The following is a 14,901-nucleotide window of genomic DNA, read 5'->3' as shown; positions in this document are numbered from 1 at the left end:
GCAGAGAAACCGATGCCGGTAAAGAAACTGAGGTGGGTCAAGAGACTCAGTATCGCCTTTTTGCTCATTATCCTATTGTTAGTAGGAACTCTGGCGGGCTTACTTGGTACCACCAGTGGTTTGCATTTTGTTATCAACAGTGCCGCGCGTTGGGTGTCTGGCCTGGATATAACCAGTGTCAGCGGTGGCTGGCGTGATCTAACACTCAAAGGTATTCAATACCAAATGCCGGGTGTCACCGTGAAAGCGGGGCAGTTTCATCTGTCATTGCAGCTATCATGTCTGAAACGCAGTGAGCTGTGTGTTAATGCACTGACAGCACAAGATGTGGATGTGGTAGTCGATACTAAAGCTATGGAACCTGCCACCCCCGCACCTGCCAGCACTGAACCTATGGGCGAATTGAGTACTCCGTATCCCATCACCCTACGTTTGCTATCGCTGAATAATGTCAAAGTGACTATTGATGACACGGCGATTTCACTCAATGAATTCCGCACTGGCGCGCATTGGCAGCAGCGTGCATTGAACTTGATGCCGACTAAGATCAGTGGGTTATTGATTGCATTGCCAAAAACAGTGCCTGCTATTGTCCCTGATGCGGCGAAACCCGCAGTGGAAACCGCTATCGCCGTCAAAGAAGCGGTTGAGCAACAGGCTGCGGCCCCCGCGCCAGCCGAAACTCCTCTGGGTGAAACCTTAAAAGAGCTATTTGCCAAGCCACTATTACCCGATTTGCCAGACTTCCGTTTGCCGCTGGATTTACAGATTAAAGAGATTTCAGGGCAGCAGCTTCGGCTAACCGGTGACACCGATGTGCTTATCACCAGTCTGTTACTGCAAGCCAGCACGCAAGATAACCGCATCACACTGGATAAACTTGATATCAAATCGCCACAGGGCGGGGTGTCTGCCCGAGGTGAGGCGACACTCGCAGATACGTGGCCACTGAGTATCACCGTCAACAGTGTGTTGAATATTGAGCCACTGAAGGGCGAAAAAGTGAAACTGACTGTGGGGGGCGGGTTACGCGAGCAACTCAAAGTCGCGCTTAATTTATCTGGCCCGGTGAGCGCGCAATTGGATGCCGAAACCGCATTAGCACAGGCGGGGTTGCCAATGGCACTGACCCTGCAAAGTAAGCAATTGCGCTGGCCACTGAGCGGTGAACCTCAATTTCAACTCGATAATCTCAGAATGCGGCTTAATGGGCAGGCGACAGATTACGCACTCTCAATCCGCTCGGACTTTAAAGGTACTGACTTGCCGCCCGCACTCTTCACATTGGACGGCAAAGGGAATGTTGAGCAATTCAATCTGACGCGTTTGCGCCTGGCCGCGCTGCAAGGTAATACCGATCTGACCGGTGTGGTGGATTGGAGCAAGGCGATCAGTTGGAACTCGGTCTTAACTCTGTCAGGGATTAATACCGCCAAGCAGTGGCCGGAGTGGCCGGCAAAACTGGATGGCAAGATTGTGACTCGCGGCAGTATTCATGGCGGCAGCTGGCAATTACAAGTGCCGGAGCTGACGTTGGACGGTAATGTGAAACAGAATCGCGTTACTGCTCGCGGTTCATTGACCGGTAATGCAGCAGGACAGTGGCATATTCCGGGCATCAATCTGGCATTGGGCCGTAATAAGCTGGATGTCAAAGGTGACCTAAATGACAACTGGCTGCTAGATGCCAATGTCGATGCACCGCAGCTTGATGGTGCATTGCCGGGGTTGGGCGGCATTGTCAAAGGCACACTGAAATTACGCGGTAATCTTAAAGCGCCACAACTGTTGGCAGATCTCACCGCAAACCGCTTGCAATGGCAAGAATTGACCATTAATCGGATCAAGATTGATGGCGATGTTCGTTCGACAGATCAAATTCAAGGCCAGCTGGCCATAAGGGTCGAGCAGCTCAAGCAAGCCGACTTGGTAGTCAGCCTCCTAACATTAGATGCCCGTGGCAGTGAAAAACAGCATCAGTTGCGCCTGAATATGCAGGGTGAACCGGTTTCCGGCCAGTTGGCACTGGAGGGAAGCTTCGACCGGCAGCAAGAACGCTGGCACGGGACTCTCAATAACACGCGCTTTGATACGCCGGTAGGTGAATGGCGTTTAAGCCGTGCCATCGCATTGGATTATCAAAACACACTTGAGCGAGTCACCATTGGGCCACATTGCTGGCTTAATCCGAATGCGGAACTTTGTGTGCCGCGTGCGATTGAAGCAGGCCCGAGTGGGCAGGCGAGTGTGGTGCTTAATCGCTTTGATTTAGCGATGATAAAACCGTTCCTTGGCCCGGATACCACTATGAGTGGTGTATTTACCGGGCGGGCCGATGTGAGTTGGAAAGCTGGTGGTAGCTTGCCAGATGTGCGGGTATCACTCAGTGGTAATGGCGTCAAAGTCCAACAAATGGTGCAGGGTAATCCACTGCCGATCGCCTTTGAAACACTAAATTTAAATGGTGGTTTGGCTAATGGGCAGGTGCGGGCCGACTGGTTGATTAAACTGGTGAATAATGGCCAATTCTCTGGACAGGTGCAGGTGGCTGACCCTGAGGGGCGGCGTAATCTATCCGGTAACATTGCTATCAGTAATTTCTCGTTGGCAATGATCAATCCCATCCTGGGTGATGGTGAAAAAGCCTCTGGCTTATTAAATGCCAATCTCCGTTTAGGTGGCAATGCGAAAAGCCCATTAGTCTTTGGTCGGTTGGCGCTGGACAATGTAGATATTGATGGTAGTTGGATGCCATTTGATATCACCGAAGGGCGTCTGGTGATGAATTTCGACGGTATGACCTCGACGCTAGAGGGGCTAATTCGCACCTCACAGGGGCAACTTAATCTATCCGGTGATGCTGATTGGCGTGATATCAATGCCTGGCGAGCCAGAATTGCGGCAAAAGGTAATAAATTACGGGTCACTGTCCCGCCAATGGTGCGGATTGATGTATCTCCGGATATTGTTTTTGAAGCCACGCCGCAACTGTTTAGTCTTAATGGCTCAGTGGATATTCCGTGGGCGCGTATTACGGTGCAAGAAGTACCGGAAAGCGCCGTCGGTGTCTCGCCAGATGAAGTGATGCTCAATAATGATTTACAGCCAATTTCACCGCGCTCGGCCGGTATCCCAATTAACAGTAACTTGGTTATTCATGTTGGTAATGATGTTCGCCTGAATGCATTTGGCCTGAAAGCGCGCCTACAGGGCGATTTAAAAATGATACAGGACCAGCGCGGTTTGGGCCTGAATGGGCAGATTAATATCCCATCTGGTAGTTTCCGCGCTTATGGACAGGACTTGATTGTTAACAAAGGAGTATTGCTGTTCTCCGGGCCACCGGATCAGCCGCTACTTAATATTGAGGCAATCCGTAACCCTGATGCGACTGCCGATGGCGTGACTGCTGGTGTACGCGTAACAGGCATGGCTGATTCACCACGGCTGGAAATATTCTCAGACCCCGCGATGTCACAGCAAGAAGCGCTATCTTACTTGTTACGTGGGCAAGGGTTGGGTAATTCAGGAGCAGACAGCGGACTGATGACTTCAATGTTGGTCGGCATGGGGGTTGCGCAAAGTGGTAAGCTTGTGGGTAAAATCGGCGAGGCATTTGGCGTCAGCAATCTGGCACTGGATACTCAAGGGGTTGGTGATAGCTCACAAGTGGTGGTGAGCGGCTATGTCACCAAAGATCTGCAAGTAAAATACGGTGTGGGTATATTTGATTCGCTGGCTACGTTAACATTACGTTATCGGTTGATGCCCAGGTTGTATCTGGAAGCGGTGTCTGGTATTGATCAGGCATTAGATGTGCTTTATCAGTTTGAGTTCTAACAATGCGAATTATTGTCTACGGTAGTTTACGGCGCAAGCAAGGTAACAGTCACTGGATGACGGACGCCCAATTGTTGGGCGAACATGACCTGGAAGGCTTTGATATGTACAACTTAGGTCACTATCCGGCAGTGGTTCCCGGAGATGGCACTGTGCATTGTGAAGTTTATCGGATTAACTCATCTATTATGAATGAGTTAGATGAACTGAAAAGTAATACCAAGGATTATCGGCGTGAATTGATCCAGACGCCTTACGGCAGTGCCTGGATATACCTTTACCGTTTACCGGTTGAAGGATTGCCACGGATTTACAGTGGTGATTGGCTTAAGCGCCATGAAGAAAATGATAAACCGCAAAGCTAGATAAGCAAAAAAAACACCGCACAATGGCGGTGTTTTTTTTATTCACTTAAAAAGCACCTTTTCAGGAGGTGCTGTTTGTTATTTATTTTTTGTTATATAAAACAGAAAATTACTTCTTAGCGCGCTCGAAAGAGGACAGAATTTCGGCTTTAGCTGCTGCGGCATCTTCCCAACCGTCAACTTTCACCCATTTGCCCGTTTCCAGATCTTTGTAATGCTCAAAGAAGTGTTTGATCTGAGCTTTCAGCAGCTCAGGCAGATCTTGTACGTCTTTAACGTGATCGTATTCTTTGGTCAGTTTGCTGTGCGGAACCGCGACCAGCTTGGCATCTTCGCCTGCTTCGTCAGTCATTTTCAACACACCAACTGGGCGGCAACGAATAACTGAGCCTGGCTGCAACGGATATGGCGTTGGTACCAGCACATCAACCGGGTCTCCATCTAATGACAAGGTATTGTTGATGTAACCGTAGTTGCACGGATAAAACATCGCAGTAGACATGAAGCGGTCTACAAACAGAGATCCAGTCTCTTTATCGATTTCGTATTTGATCGGATCCGCGTTCGCAGGGATTTCGATCACAACATAGATATCTTCTGGCAGGTCTTTACCTGCGGGTACTTGGTTCAAGCTCATGTCGGTTTCCTTTTATCAAACCAGAAATGGAGTGCTGGCTATTATAGCCAAGTCTTATCTGAATTCCTGTCCTTTTCACTGCTTGATGATGGTGAGATTGCCTGAAACAAGGCCATTTCAGGGAGATAAAATACCGTCATTATCTAATTGCATCTATTTTAAGCTGTTTTTCCGGTGGCGGTTCAAGACGACTCTCTTAGCGTCGATAACTTAATCAAATAATAAGACCGTCCGCTGTACTGCTAACACTTTGTAATCTTAACCATTTGCACACAACCGGAAAAAACCGATGTTAAAAAAGATTACCATTAAGAATGGGCTTATTGCTCAACTAAGCCTTATGTCATTGATTTTGTTAATCGTCAGCGTAATTGGCATCAATTCAATCCAGGAAAGTTCACGTGCATTACAGGCCATAAATCAAATCCAAGGGGAGGAGCTGGGATCATTATCAAATAGCTTTACTGCCACATTAAGTGCCAGAACTGAGGCGGCATTGGCCATTCATCAATTAGAGATAGGTTTGATTGATGAATCTTTGCAAACTGCAAAGCAGGCCGAAGAGTCGCTGGCATTATCGCAGAAGGAGATGGCTCGATTTGTCAGCGCAGTATCTGAACGGGGAGATGGGCAGGAACTGGCGACTAATATCCAAAAAAGTTATCAAAATTATGTTGATAAGGGTGTTATACCCATGTTGACGGCCATCAAGGCCGGTTACGCTGACGAGTATTACGAGGTGCTGGAAAAGAGAATTACTGATATCAGCAAAGCATTCAATAATGATGTCGCGGCTTTTCGCAGTTATGCGTTGAATGCGGGCCATTTACAAATTGATAAAGCTAATAGTGCCGCCAAAATTAAATTAGCCATCATTGTGGCTGCGGGCATAATCACCTTAATTTCTGCGGTGCTGGCGTGGTTTGCGCTGAAATACATCATTTTGCAGCCATTGGAGCAATCAATTCATCAGTTGGAATATATAGCTGATGGCGATTTAACTCACACTATCAACAGTGAGGGCAATACGGAACTGACCCGGCTGGCAAAAGCGCTGCAAACCATGCAGCAATCGCTGGTGGTATCTGTCAGTCATGTGCGCGATGTCGGTGGTCAAATTGGTATTGGATCGCGAGAATTAGCCGCAGGTAATAACCATTTGGCGAAACGAACAGAAGAATCGACATCTTCATTAGAGCAGACTGCGGCCAGTATGGAGCAGTTAACCTCGACGGTAAAAATGAATGCTGAAAACTCGGATCAAGCCAATCGTCTGGCGATGAGTGTGTCGGATATCGCCAGTAAAGGCAGTGAAGTCGTCAGCCAAGTTGTTGATAAAATGCAGGCGATTACCACCAGTTCACGGCGTATCTCCGATATTATTGCTGTGATTGATGGCATTGCGTTTCAGACCAACATCTTAGCGCTTAATGCGGCAGTTGAAGCCGCCAGAGCCGGAGAACAAGGTCGTGGTTTCGCAGTGGTGGCGGGCGAGGTTCGCAACCTGGCTCAGCGCAGCGCACAATCAGCAAAAGAAATTAAAGACTTGATTGTTGAATCGCAAAATCGAGTGCGGGAAGGGGCGGATATGGCTGAGTCCGCAGGGAAAACCATGCATGAGATTGCCGATGAAGTGAACCGAGTCACTGCATTGATGCGTGAAATCTCAGCTGCTTCTTATGAGCAAAGTAGCGGAATTGAGCAAGTGAATGTCGCTATAGCTCAGATGGATCAGGTGGCGCAACAGAATGCCACATTGGTGGAGCAAGCGGCTGCGGCAACGCGTTCATTAGAGGAACAAGCCGATGCGCTGTCAGCCAGTATGGCAGTATTTAAATTACAAGGTGATGAGCTGGCGGTCGTAGCATAAAAAAAACAGCGGCTTAGTGGGCCACTGTTTTCTCATGTTAGCGATAGTTACTTAGCTTCTTCATCCGGGAATTTGGCGATAAAGCCTTCCGCATCTTCAACCATGGATTTAGTGCCCACGAAGAAAGGTGCGCGCTGGTGCAGTTTCTCCGGCACGATATCCAGAATACGATTAACCCCATCAGTGGCTTTCCCACCGGCTTGTTCTGCCAGGAACGCCATTGGATTGCACTCGTACAGCAAACGCAATTTACCTTGTGGATGGCTGGCGGTACTTGGATAAATATAAATCCCACCTTTCAACAGGTTACGATGGAAGTCGGCAACCAATGAGCCAATATAGCGCGAAGTGTATGGGCGCTGGGTAGCTTCATCCTGCTCCTGGCAATACTTGATGTATTTCTTCACACCCAATGGGAATTTAATGTAGTTCCCTTCGTTGATGGAATACATGCAACCGGTTGCGGGATAACGTACTTTTTCGCCGGATAAACAGAAAACGCCCAGCGATGGATCATAAGTGAAAGTATGGACGCCATAACCGGTGGTATACACCAACATGGTTGACGAGCCGTACACCACATAGCCTGCCGCAACTTGCTTGGTGCCTGGTTGCAGGAAGTCTGCTTCAGTAATAGGCGTACCAAATGGGGTGATGCGACGATAGATAGAGAAAATAGTACCGACGGACACATTCACGTCAATATTTGAAGAACCATCCAGTGGATCCATAAGAACCACATATTTGGCATTTTCTGCTCGACCACCATCAAAGATAACAATGTCATCTTCTTCTTCTGAGGCGATACCGGCCACTTCGCCACGTGCCTTTAGAGCTGCTTTCAATTTTTCATTGGCAAACAGATCGAGTTTCATCTGGTCTTCGCCTTGAATATTTGAAACACCGCTCGCACCTAAAATATCAACCAGACCTGCTTTGTTGATGTCGCGATGAATGATTTTTGCGCCGAGTTTGATTGCTGAAAGTAATGCAGTTAATTCGCCGGTGGCGTGAGAGAAGTCTAACTGTTTCTCAACGATGAATTCGCCTAACGTTTTCATGACACAATCCCTGAATCTACGGTTAAATATCGATTTATTAACGAACAGCTCACTTAATGGCAGCAGTGTAGCCCAAAGGTGAGAATGATTCATAGGCAATTCCATTTCTTCTCTTTGATTCTGAGCGGTAGAATGGTGACAAACTCGAAGCTATTAATACGGAAAATTTATGCGCATTCACATATTAGGTATCTGCGGCACTTTCATGGGCGGCTTGGCTATGCTCGCCCGTTCATTAGGTCATGAAGTGACGGGATCGGATGCTAACGTATATCCGCCGATGAGCACATTGCTGGAGAATCAAGGGATCGACTTGATCCAAGGATATGACCCGGCTCAACTGGATCCAGTACCGGATCTCGTTATCATCGGCAATGCCATGACCCGTGGTAATCCTTGCGTTGAAGCAGTATTGGAACAAGGCATCCCGTATGTATCTGGTCCACAATGGCTGCATGACTATGTTTTACCGGGGCGCTGGGTATTGGCAATCGCCGGTACACATGGCAAGACCACTACTGCAGGGATGGTAGCTTGGATTCTGGAAGCTTGCGGTTATGAGCCGGGTTTTGTGATTGGTGGTGTGCCTGGTAATTTCGATGTTTCAGCTCGTTTAGGAAATAGCCCATTCTTTGTCATTGAAGCTGATGAATATGATTGCGCCTTCTTTGATAAGCGTTCCAAATTTGTTCATTACAGCCCAAGAACTTTGGTAATGAATAACCTTGAGTTTGACCATGCGGATATCTTTGATGACCTTAAAGCCATTCAGAAGCAATTCCATCATCTGGTGCGCTTAGTTCCAGGGACGGGCAAAATCATTGTTCCGGATAATGATAATCACTTAAAACAAGTGATGGCGATGGGCTGCTGGAGCGAACAAGAGCTGGTGGGTGAAACAGGCAGCTGGTTTGCACGTAAAGTTGCGGTAGATGCCAGTGTCTTTGAAGTGTTCCTTGACAATGAATTAGTGGGCGAGGTCAGTTGGCCATTGGTGGGTGAGCATAATATGCATAATGGCTTGATGGCTATTGCTGCAGCCCGTCATGTGGGCGTGCTACCGGCAGATGCTTGTCGGGCGCTGGGGGATTTTATTAATGCCCGTCGCCGGCTGGAATTACGCGGTGAAGCCCATGGTGTCACGGTTTATGATGATTTTGCCCATCATCCAACGGCAATTCTTGCCACACTGGCGGCGTTGCGCAGTAAAGTCGGCGGAACAGCACGAATTCTGGCCGTACTGGAGCCACGTTCTAACACCATGAAGTTGGGGATGTGTAAAAACGAATTGGCTCCATCTTTAGGTCGTGCTGATGAAGTATTCCTGTTCCAGCCGCAGCATATTCCATGGCAAGTCGTCGAAGTTGCCGAAGCCTGTATTCAGCCAGCGTATTGGAGTGCTGATATTGATGCGTTAGTTGATATGGTTGTTAAAACAGCTCAACCAGGGGATCACATTCTGGTGATGAGTAACGGCGGTTTTGGTGGTATTCACGACAAACTATTGAGTGCTTTGAGTCAAAAAGCAGAGCATGAGGTTCAGTCTCAGGAGTAAGCAGGATAAAAAAAGCCCCCGCATAGCGGGGGTAAAAGGATTCGTCGGATAGACGACCCGGGATTATTCTGTTGCGGTAGTGATCTAATACATCCATTAAATCAATATCATTTCCAATGAGTACTCTATTCAATAGTCCGAGAATTCATCTTTGTCTTAATGTTCAACCTATTGAATAAACCATCGAAACATGGAAAACCTAAAATAGAAAGTATGCCCCTTATTACGGGGCATTTACTTTCATTTCTTATAGTTACTGGTAGATCTTGGCAGTGGCATGCCAGTTGTTCTCTTCGCGAGCTTCAATCACTTTGTAAGCTTTAGCGCCCATTGCATCGGCTTTATCAGACAGTGCCTGGCGAATATCAGAAGGTGCACCATTCAGGCCGCTGACGGTAATAGTCCCCATTGGCTGTAAGTTAGCGGCTTGATTTTCACTGATTGAATCAGCTGCAAAAACACCAAATGACAGTGCAGATAGAATGCTCATTGTTGCGATAGTAGTTTTAACTTTCATGTTATTGCCTCTATTTATTTTTTATCACTTCACAAGAAGTGTGATTTACGTCACGAAAATGAGTATACATCTAGTAACTAAGAATATTAATAGCTCGCTAATAATATTTAATGTCACTTTATCGTGAGTTATTACTTTTTAAGAACGAAAAGGAATAAAAATTGATTAAAAAACAGTAGGTTTAAGAAAAAATAGTGTTTTTTCAATACGATAAGTGTTTTTGACTAAAAGTGCGAAAGAGTATGGTGACTTTGACCATAAATAGAATAAAAGCAGGGGTATTAAGTGATTTTAAATAGATGAGGCAGTCTGATGCCCTGTTTATTGCGAGGTATTTAGGGCTAATAAGGTAGACGTGTACCAAATAAGAAAATGCGGCATATAAGGCCGCATCTATAAATTCGCGGAAAATTAAAGCTCTTGTTCGAACAAACGGAGGATGGCCTCGTGTAACTGTTCGACAGTGAAACCTCTGGCTGGTGTGGTAAAAATAGTATCGTCACCGGCAATGCTGCCTAGAATACCTTCCGCTTTACCTAATGAGTCCAGTAGACGTGCGATCAATTGGGCCGCGCCTGGGCTGGTGTTAATCACTACTACCGAATCGTTATAATCGACATCTAATACCAAGTTCTTTAGTGGGCTGCTGGTTGTCGGAACACCTAATTCAGCCGGTAAACAATAAACCATCTCCATTTTTGCATTACGCGTTCTGACCGCACCAAATTTGGTCAACATGCGAGAAACTTTGGACTGGTTAATATTTTCAAAGCCTTCTTCCTGTAAGGCCAAAACGATTTCACCTTGAGAACTGAATTTCTCTTCTTTCAATAGCGCTTTAAACGCCTTGATAAGATCTTCTTGTTTGGCGGGGTTACGCATTTTTTATGCCCTGAACAGTCAATAGTGAATAGGATTATTATGCATATAAATGAATTTTTATTCAACATGACTATGGAGTATTGGTGATAAAAGCACTGATATCAAGGTGTGCTGAAATTTCAACCCTACTCGCCTGTTACGATTATGCTAAATCAGCTTTATTTAACATTTGTACTGAGTAGCTAAAATGTTATTAAAATGATGTTGTTTTGATGTAAAGGAAGGGTGTAATGTAACCGCCGATTAACCTGTCATGAATACTGAGAAGAACTTTAGAATAATGTGCGCTATATCATTAATGAATAAGCGATTTAATCTAAAATAGACAAACTTTATGTGCCTTTTTGATGCGCGATATCTCAATCTGACTGTTAATAGATTGTGTTTAAAATCGCAATAAATTAAGGTTCGTAAATAGATGAATTCACGGCAAATTTAAATTAAATATAATAAGGAGTATAGGATGAAAGTTGCAGTTCTCGGTGCCGCTGGTGGTATCGGCCAGGCCCTCGCTCTTCTACTCAAGACCCAGCTTCCTTCAGGTTCAGACCTCTCATTATATGATATCGCGCCAGTGACTCCTGGTGTTGCGGTTGATCTGAGCCATATCCCAACGGCTGTTAACATTAAAGGTTTCAGCGGGGAAGATGCTACCCCGGCCCTGAAAGGGGCAGATATTGTTCTGATCTCTGCGGGTGTCGCACGTAAACCTGGCATGGATCGCTCAGATCTGTTCAATGTGAACGCGGGTATTGTTCGTAATCTGGTTGAGCAAATCGCGCATACTTGCCCGAAAGCCTTAATTGGTATCATTACTAACCCAGTGAATACAACCGTTGCTATTGCGGCAGAAGTGCTGAAAAAAGCCGGTGTTTACGATAAAAACAAATTATTCGGTATTACGACCCTCGATACTATCCGCTCAAATACCTTTGTTGCAGAACTGAAAGGTAAGCAACCTCAGGATATCGAAGTACCAGTTATTGGCGGCCATTCAGGTGTGACCATTCTTCCATTGCTTTCACAAATTCCAGGTGTCAGCTTCACAGAACAAGAAGTTATTGATCTGACTAAGCGTATCCAGAATGCAGGTACTGAAGTTGTTGAAGCAAAAGCCGGTGGCGGGTCAGCGACCCTGTCTATGGGGCAAGCAGCTGCACGTTTTGGTCTTTCTTTGGTTCGTGCCTTACAAGGCGAAAGCAATGTTGTGGAATGTTCTTACGTTGAAGGTGATGGCAAGTATGCCCGCTTCTTTGCTCAGCCAATTCTATTGGGTAAAGATGGCGTAGCCGAACGGAAAGATATCGGCAAACTGAGTGCTTTTGAACAACAAGCATTGGAAAGTATGCTAGATGTTCTGCATAAAGATATTGAGTTAGGCGAGCAGTTCGTCAAATAAATCAGTGTAGTAGGGGCTATAGTAGCCCCTAGAATGACACCATCAACCGCCGATGCAGTTTATTGGCGGTTTTTTTATGCTTCGGTTATAGGTTGTCTTATTCTCACTTTTCGGTCGAGAAGTGCACCGGTTTTTAAGTCAAAATAGCGTGTCGGCCAAATTTCAGAAGGATGAATTTCCAGACATTCTGCAATCAACCATTCCCCCTTAGGCCAAGGCCGAGTTAGCGCATTAGCAAGCGTGGATGAGCTTAAACCTGCTTTTCGAGAGACTGCTGCCAGAGTGGTGTCTTTTTTACGTAGTGCCGCAATGATGTCGGCTGGGTGCCAATCAGATTTCCTTAAAATCATCTTTAATCCTTTTTTTTTCTAAGCCGCTGGCGTGTTAGTGATATAAATAACGGTACATTGTTAATCGTACGGTGAACAGAAAGTAATCATTTAGAAGTATTCTAACATTTATTTTCTGAAAGATTTTAAATGTTTTCTAAATATTCCTTTTTTGTGTCGTAACGCATATTAGGAAGCAACACCATGAAAAAAGAGTGGTTTGCCGCTAAGGAATTGGCAGGTCTTGATGGGCTACCGTCATCACCACAAGGAGTTAACCTCATGGCTAAACGTGAGGGATGGGAACAGCGCCGCCGCCGTGGTGTTCAAGGCAAGGCTGTCGAGTATCATATTGAAAGTTTACCTCCCACCATACTGAATTCATTACAGTTAAGGGAAGATCCTGCTCAATATACGACAACACGACAGGACCCGCTGGTTCTCTGGGTTGAAGCGTATTATCATTTTACCGAGGCTGAACGTGAGCAAGTCATTACGTTTATTTTTCGTGAGGGCGCTAAAAGCTTGATAGAGCGGTTGACGACGGATTAGTGCAGGGATTGTTGCTAATGGATAACTCCGGCGATGATACCGGAGTTTCCAGAAAATTTCTCAAAATGAACGTTGTACAGCAATGTGAGCCAAACCTTCTAAAGCCAGGCGATAATCGCTTTCAGGGAGAACCTGCAAAGCAGCAATGGCTTTGTCTGCCTCTTCTTCAGCACGCTGACGGGTATAGTCGAGTGAGCCACACTGCTGCATTGCATCTAATACGGGTTCAAGTAAATGGCGGCCATTACCTTCTTCAATGGCTTGCCGAATCATTGCGGCTTGCTCTGGCGTCCCATTGTGCATTGCATGCAGCAAAGGGAGGGTTGGTTTGCCTTCGTTCAGGTCATCACCGGTATTTTTACCCAGAGTGGTGCCATCTGAACTGTAATCCAGAAGATCATCGATAAGCTGAAAAGCCGTGCCCAGATAGCGGCCATAATTCTGTAAGGCGAGTTCCTGCTCTTCAGTCGCATCGGACAAGACTGCTGCCGACTGCGAAGCTGCTTCGAACAAGCGGGCTGTCTTGCTGTAAATGACCTGCATATAGTTTTCTTCAGTGATGTCAGGATTATTGCAGTTCATTAACTGCAAGACTTCGCCTTCCGCAATCACGTTGGTTGCGGCTGACATCAATGTAAGAACACGCAGCGATTCAAGGCTGGTCATCATCTGGAATGAGCGCGTATAGATATAGTCGCCCACCAATACACTGGCAGCATTACCAAAGGCGGCATTGGCTGTAGCCTTACCACGGCGCATATCTGATTCATCGACGACATCATCATGCAGCAGAGTGGCTGTATGGATAAATTCAATCAATGCCGCGACCGTAATATGTTTAGTGCCTTGATAGCCAAGCGCTCGAGCCACCAGAACAGCGATCATTGGACGGATACGTTTCCCACCGCCACTAATAATGTAATGGCCCAATTGATTGATGAGAACAACATCAGAGTTCAATTGATCGAGAATGGTTGTGTTTACAGCCGCCATATCTGGCGCGGTTAAGTCGATAATCTTTTCTAGGTTCATTGTTATATTCAGCTATTTTTCTCTTTAACTGCGACGAGATTACCGCCCACATTATTACATGACGTTCCCTGAGACTATGATTGTACTTGAAAAATCCATCAAATAAACGAGATGTAAGAAACTGTGCTTTTTTTCTTCTCTTGAGCTGATTATATACTTGTCATTCACTACATTTTTGCGTAGAATTCGCGCCCTATTGTGAATATTTATAGTGCGCTCTGGACTACAAAAGTGGAGTGCGCGGAAAGCGGAGTTTTATATGTACGCGGTTTTCCAAAGTGGTGGTAAACAACACCGAGTAAGCGAAGGTCAAACCATTCGCCTGGAAAAGCTGGACATCGCAACTGGTGAAGCTGTTGAGTTTGACCAAGTTCTGATGATTGCTAACGGTGAAGAAATCAATATCGGCGCTCCTTTAGTTGTCGGTGGCGTGGTTAAGGCTGAAGTCGTTGCTCACGGTCGTGGCGAGAAGATTAAGATTGTTAAATTCCGTCGTCGTAAGCATTACCGTAAGCAGCAAGGTCATCGTCAGTGGTTCACTGATGTTAAAATCACCGGTATCAGCGCTTAAGATTTAGGAGAGCGGATAAATGGCACATAAAAAGGCTGGTGGCTCGACTCGTAACGGTCGTGACTCCGAAAGTAAACGTCTTGGCGTAAAACGTTTTGGCGGCGAAGCAGTTTTGGCAGGCAGCATCATCGTTCGTCAGCGTGGCACTAAGTTCCATGCAGGCATCGACGTAGGTTGCGGCAAAGACCACACTCTGTTTGCTTTGAAAGACGGTAAAGTCAAGTTCGAAGTTAAAGGCCCGAAAAACCGTAAATTTATCAGCATCGAAGCTGAATAAGTTTTTCGCGTCCT

The 14,901-nt window shown here is 46.2% G+C and carries 14 protein-coding genes; 8 read left to right on the top strand and 6 right to left on the bottom strand.

All coding sequences use genetic code 11. The features are described from left to right. Positions 1-27: 27 nt before the first annotated feature. Together ACF3VQ_RS18720 and ACF3VQ_RS18715 are read left to right on the top strand one after the other, a co-directional pair. A complete protein-coding gene (locus ACF3VQ_RS18720) occupies positions 28-3,840 on the top strand; it encodes a translocation/assembly module TamB domain-containing protein (protein WP_392435695.1) in 3,813 nt (1,270 codons plus the stop codon). A gap of 2 nt (positions 3,841-3,842) precedes the next feature. Continuing rightward, complete coding sequence (locus tag ACF3VQ_RS18715) at positions 3,843-4,205, top strand: gamma-glutamylcyclotransferase (RefSeq protein ID WP_019080701.1); 363 nt, start codon at positions 3,843-3,845, stop codon at positions 4,203-4,205. 109 nt (positions 4,206-4,314) lie between these two features. On the opposite strand, the gene ppa is transcribed toward ACF3VQ_RS18715, so the two are convergent. Next, positions 4,315-4,842, bottom strand: coding sequence for an inorganic diphosphatase (ppa, locus tag ACF3VQ_RS18710; protein WP_002210169.1), 528 nt, complete (start codon positions 4,840-4,842; stop codon positions 4,315-4,317). Positions 4,843-5,131: 289 nt separating this feature from the next. Here ppa and ACF3VQ_RS18705 point away from each other — a divergent pair, with 289 nt between their 5' ends. After that, positions 5,132-6,712, top strand: a complete 1,581-nt coding sequence (locus tag ACF3VQ_RS18705) for a methyl-accepting chemotaxis protein (protein WP_392432504.1) — start codon at positions 5,132-5,134, stop codon at positions 6,710-6,712. Between the two features lie 47 nt (positions 6,713-6,759). On the opposite strand, the gene fbp is transcribed toward ACF3VQ_RS18705, so the two are convergent. Further along, positions 6,760-7,773 (bottom strand): class 1 fructose-bisphosphatase, encoded by a 1,014-nt coding sequence (gene fbp, locus ACF3VQ_RS18700; RefSeq protein ID WP_004875434.1) that lies wholly within the window; start codon positions 7,771-7,773, stop codon positions 6,760-6,762. A 169-nt stretch (positions 7,774-7,942) separates the two neighbouring features. Between fbp and mpl the strand changes: the two genes are divergently transcribed. Beyond that, positions 7,943-9,328 (top strand): UDP-N-acetylmuramate:L-alanyl-gamma-D-glutamyl-meso-diaminopimelate ligase, encoded by a 1,386-nt coding sequence (mpl, locus tag ACF3VQ_RS18695; protein WP_392432503.1) that lies wholly within the window; start codon positions 7,943-7,945, stop codon positions 9,326-9,328. A gap of 253 nt (positions 9,329-9,581) precedes the next feature. Here mpl and yhcN read toward each other — a convergent pair whose 3' ends face one another. Both yhcN and argR read right to left on the bottom strand, forming a co-directional pair. Beyond that, a complete protein-coding gene (yhcN, locus tag ACF3VQ_RS18690; RefSeq protein ID WP_392432502.1) occupies positions 9,582-9,845 on the bottom strand; it encodes a peroxide/acid stress response protein YhcN in 264 nt (87 codons plus the stop codon). Positions 9,846-10,256: 411 nt separating this feature from the next. Continuing rightward, positions 10,257-10,727: a transcriptional regulator ArgR gene (gene argR, locus ACF3VQ_RS18685; protein WP_004389210.1), complete on the bottom strand. Its 471-nt coding sequence runs from the start codon at positions 10,725-10,727 to the stop codon at positions 10,257-10,259. A 463-nt stretch (positions 10,728-11,190) separates the two neighbouring features. Between argR and mdh the strand changes: the two genes are divergently transcribed. Next, positions 11,191-12,126: a malate dehydrogenase gene (gene mdh, locus ACF3VQ_RS18680; RefSeq protein ID WP_392432501.1), complete on the top strand. Its 936-nt coding sequence runs from the start codon at positions 11,191-11,193 to the stop codon at positions 12,124-12,126. A 74-nt stretch (positions 12,127-12,200) separates the two neighbouring features. Here mdh and ACF3VQ_RS18675 read toward each other — a convergent pair whose 3' ends face one another. Then, on the bottom strand, positions 12,201-12,476 hold the full coding sequence (locus tag ACF3VQ_RS18675; RefSeq protein ID WP_392432500.1) for a helix-turn-helix domain-containing protein: 276 nt from the start codon (positions 12,474-12,476) through the stop codon (positions 12,201-12,203). Between the two features lie 183 nt (positions 12,477-12,659). On the opposite strand from ACF3VQ_RS18675, the gene ACF3VQ_RS18670 reads away from it, so the two are divergent. Beyond that, complete coding sequence (locus ACF3VQ_RS18670; protein WP_019080695.1) at positions 12,660-13,007, top strand: DNA-binding protein; 348 nt, start codon at positions 12,660-12,662, stop codon at positions 13,005-13,007. Positions 13,008-13,067: 60 nt separating this feature from the next. Here the strand turns inward: ACF3VQ_RS18670 and ispB are convergent, their stop codons facing one another. Then, on the bottom strand, positions 13,068-14,039 hold the full coding sequence (gene ispB / locus ACF3VQ_RS18665; protein WP_392432499.1) for an octaprenyl diphosphate synthase: 972 nt from the start codon (positions 14,037-14,039) through the stop codon (positions 13,068-13,070). A gap of 259 nt (positions 14,040-14,298) precedes the next feature. Here ispB and rplU point away from each other — a divergent pair, with 259 nt between their 5' ends. Together rplU and rpmA are read left to right on the top strand one after the other, a co-directional pair. Continuing rightward, positions 14,299-14,610: a 50S ribosomal protein L21 gene (gene rplU, locus ACF3VQ_RS18660; RefSeq protein ID WP_004699896.1), complete on the top strand. Its 312-nt coding sequence runs from the start codon at positions 14,299-14,301 to the stop codon at positions 14,608-14,610. A 19-nt stretch (positions 14,611-14,629) separates the two neighbouring features. Beyond that, positions 14,630-14,887 carry a 50S ribosomal protein L27 gene (gene rpmA, locus ACF3VQ_RS18655; protein ID WP_004699897.1) on the top strand — a complete coding sequence of 86 codons (258 nt, stop codon included), beginning with the start codon at positions 14,630-14,632 and terminating at the stop codon, positions 14,885-14,887. The last annotated feature ends 14 nt before the right edge of the window (positions 14,888-14,901 follow it).

It is taken from the genome of Yersinia fenwicki (genome assembly GCF_043099325.1).
In the GTDB taxonomy this organism is placed as follows: Bacteria; Pseudomonadota; Gammaproteobacteria; order Enterobacterales; family Enterobacteriaceae; genus Yersinia.
The sequence above is the reverse complement of the archived record's forward strand: the minus strand, read 5'-3'. Positions and strand labels throughout refer to the sequence as shown.

Coding starts and splice junctions, on each gene's coding strand:
- ACF3VQ_RS18715 (WP_019080701.1), top strand. CDS start 3,843: ATGCGAATTATTGTCTACGGTAGTTTACGGCGCAAGCAAGGTAACAGT.
- ppa (WP_002210169.1), bottom strand. CDS start 4,842: ATGAGCTTGAACCAAGTACCCGCAGGTAAAGACCTGCCAGAAGATATC.
- ACF3VQ_RS18705 (WP_392432504.1), top strand. CDS start 5,132: ATGTTAAAAAAGATTACCATTAAGAATGGGCTTATTGCTCAACTAAGC.
- fbp (WP_004875434.1), bottom strand. CDS start 7,773: ATGAAAACGTTAGGCGAATTCATCGTTGAGAAACAGTTAGACTTCTCT.
- mpl (WP_392432503.1), top strand. CDS start 7,943: ATGCGCATTCACATATTAGGTATCTGCGGCACTTTCATGGGCGGCTTG.
- yhcN (WP_392432502.1), bottom strand. CDS start 9,845: ATGAAAGTTAAAACTACTATCGCAACAATGAGCATTCTATCTGCACTG.
- argR (WP_004389210.1), bottom strand. CDS start 10,727: ATGCGTAACCCCGCCAAACAAGAAGATCTTATCAAGGCGTTTAAAGCG.
- mdh (WP_392432501.1), top strand. CDS start 11,191: ATGAAAGTTGCAGTTCTCGGTGCCGCTGGTGGTATCGGCCAGGCCCTC.
- ACF3VQ_RS18675 (WP_392432500.1), bottom strand. CDS start 12,476: ATGATTTTAAGGAAATCTGATTGGCACCCAGCCGACATCATTGCGGCA.
- ACF3VQ_RS18670 (WP_019080695.1), top strand. CDS start 12,660: ATGAAAAAAGAGTGGTTTGCCGCTAAGGAATTGGCAGGTCTTGATGGG.
- ispB (WP_392432499.1), bottom strand. CDS start 14,039: ATGAACCTAGAAAAGATTATCGACTTAACCGCGCCAGATATGGCGGCT.
- rplU (WP_004699896.1), top strand. CDS start 14,299: ATGTACGCGGTTTTCCAAAGTGGTGGTAAACAACACCGAGTAAGCGAA.
- rpmA (WP_004699897.1), top strand. CDS start 14,630: ATGGCACATAAAAAGGCTGGTGGCTCGACTCGTAACGGTCGTGACTCC.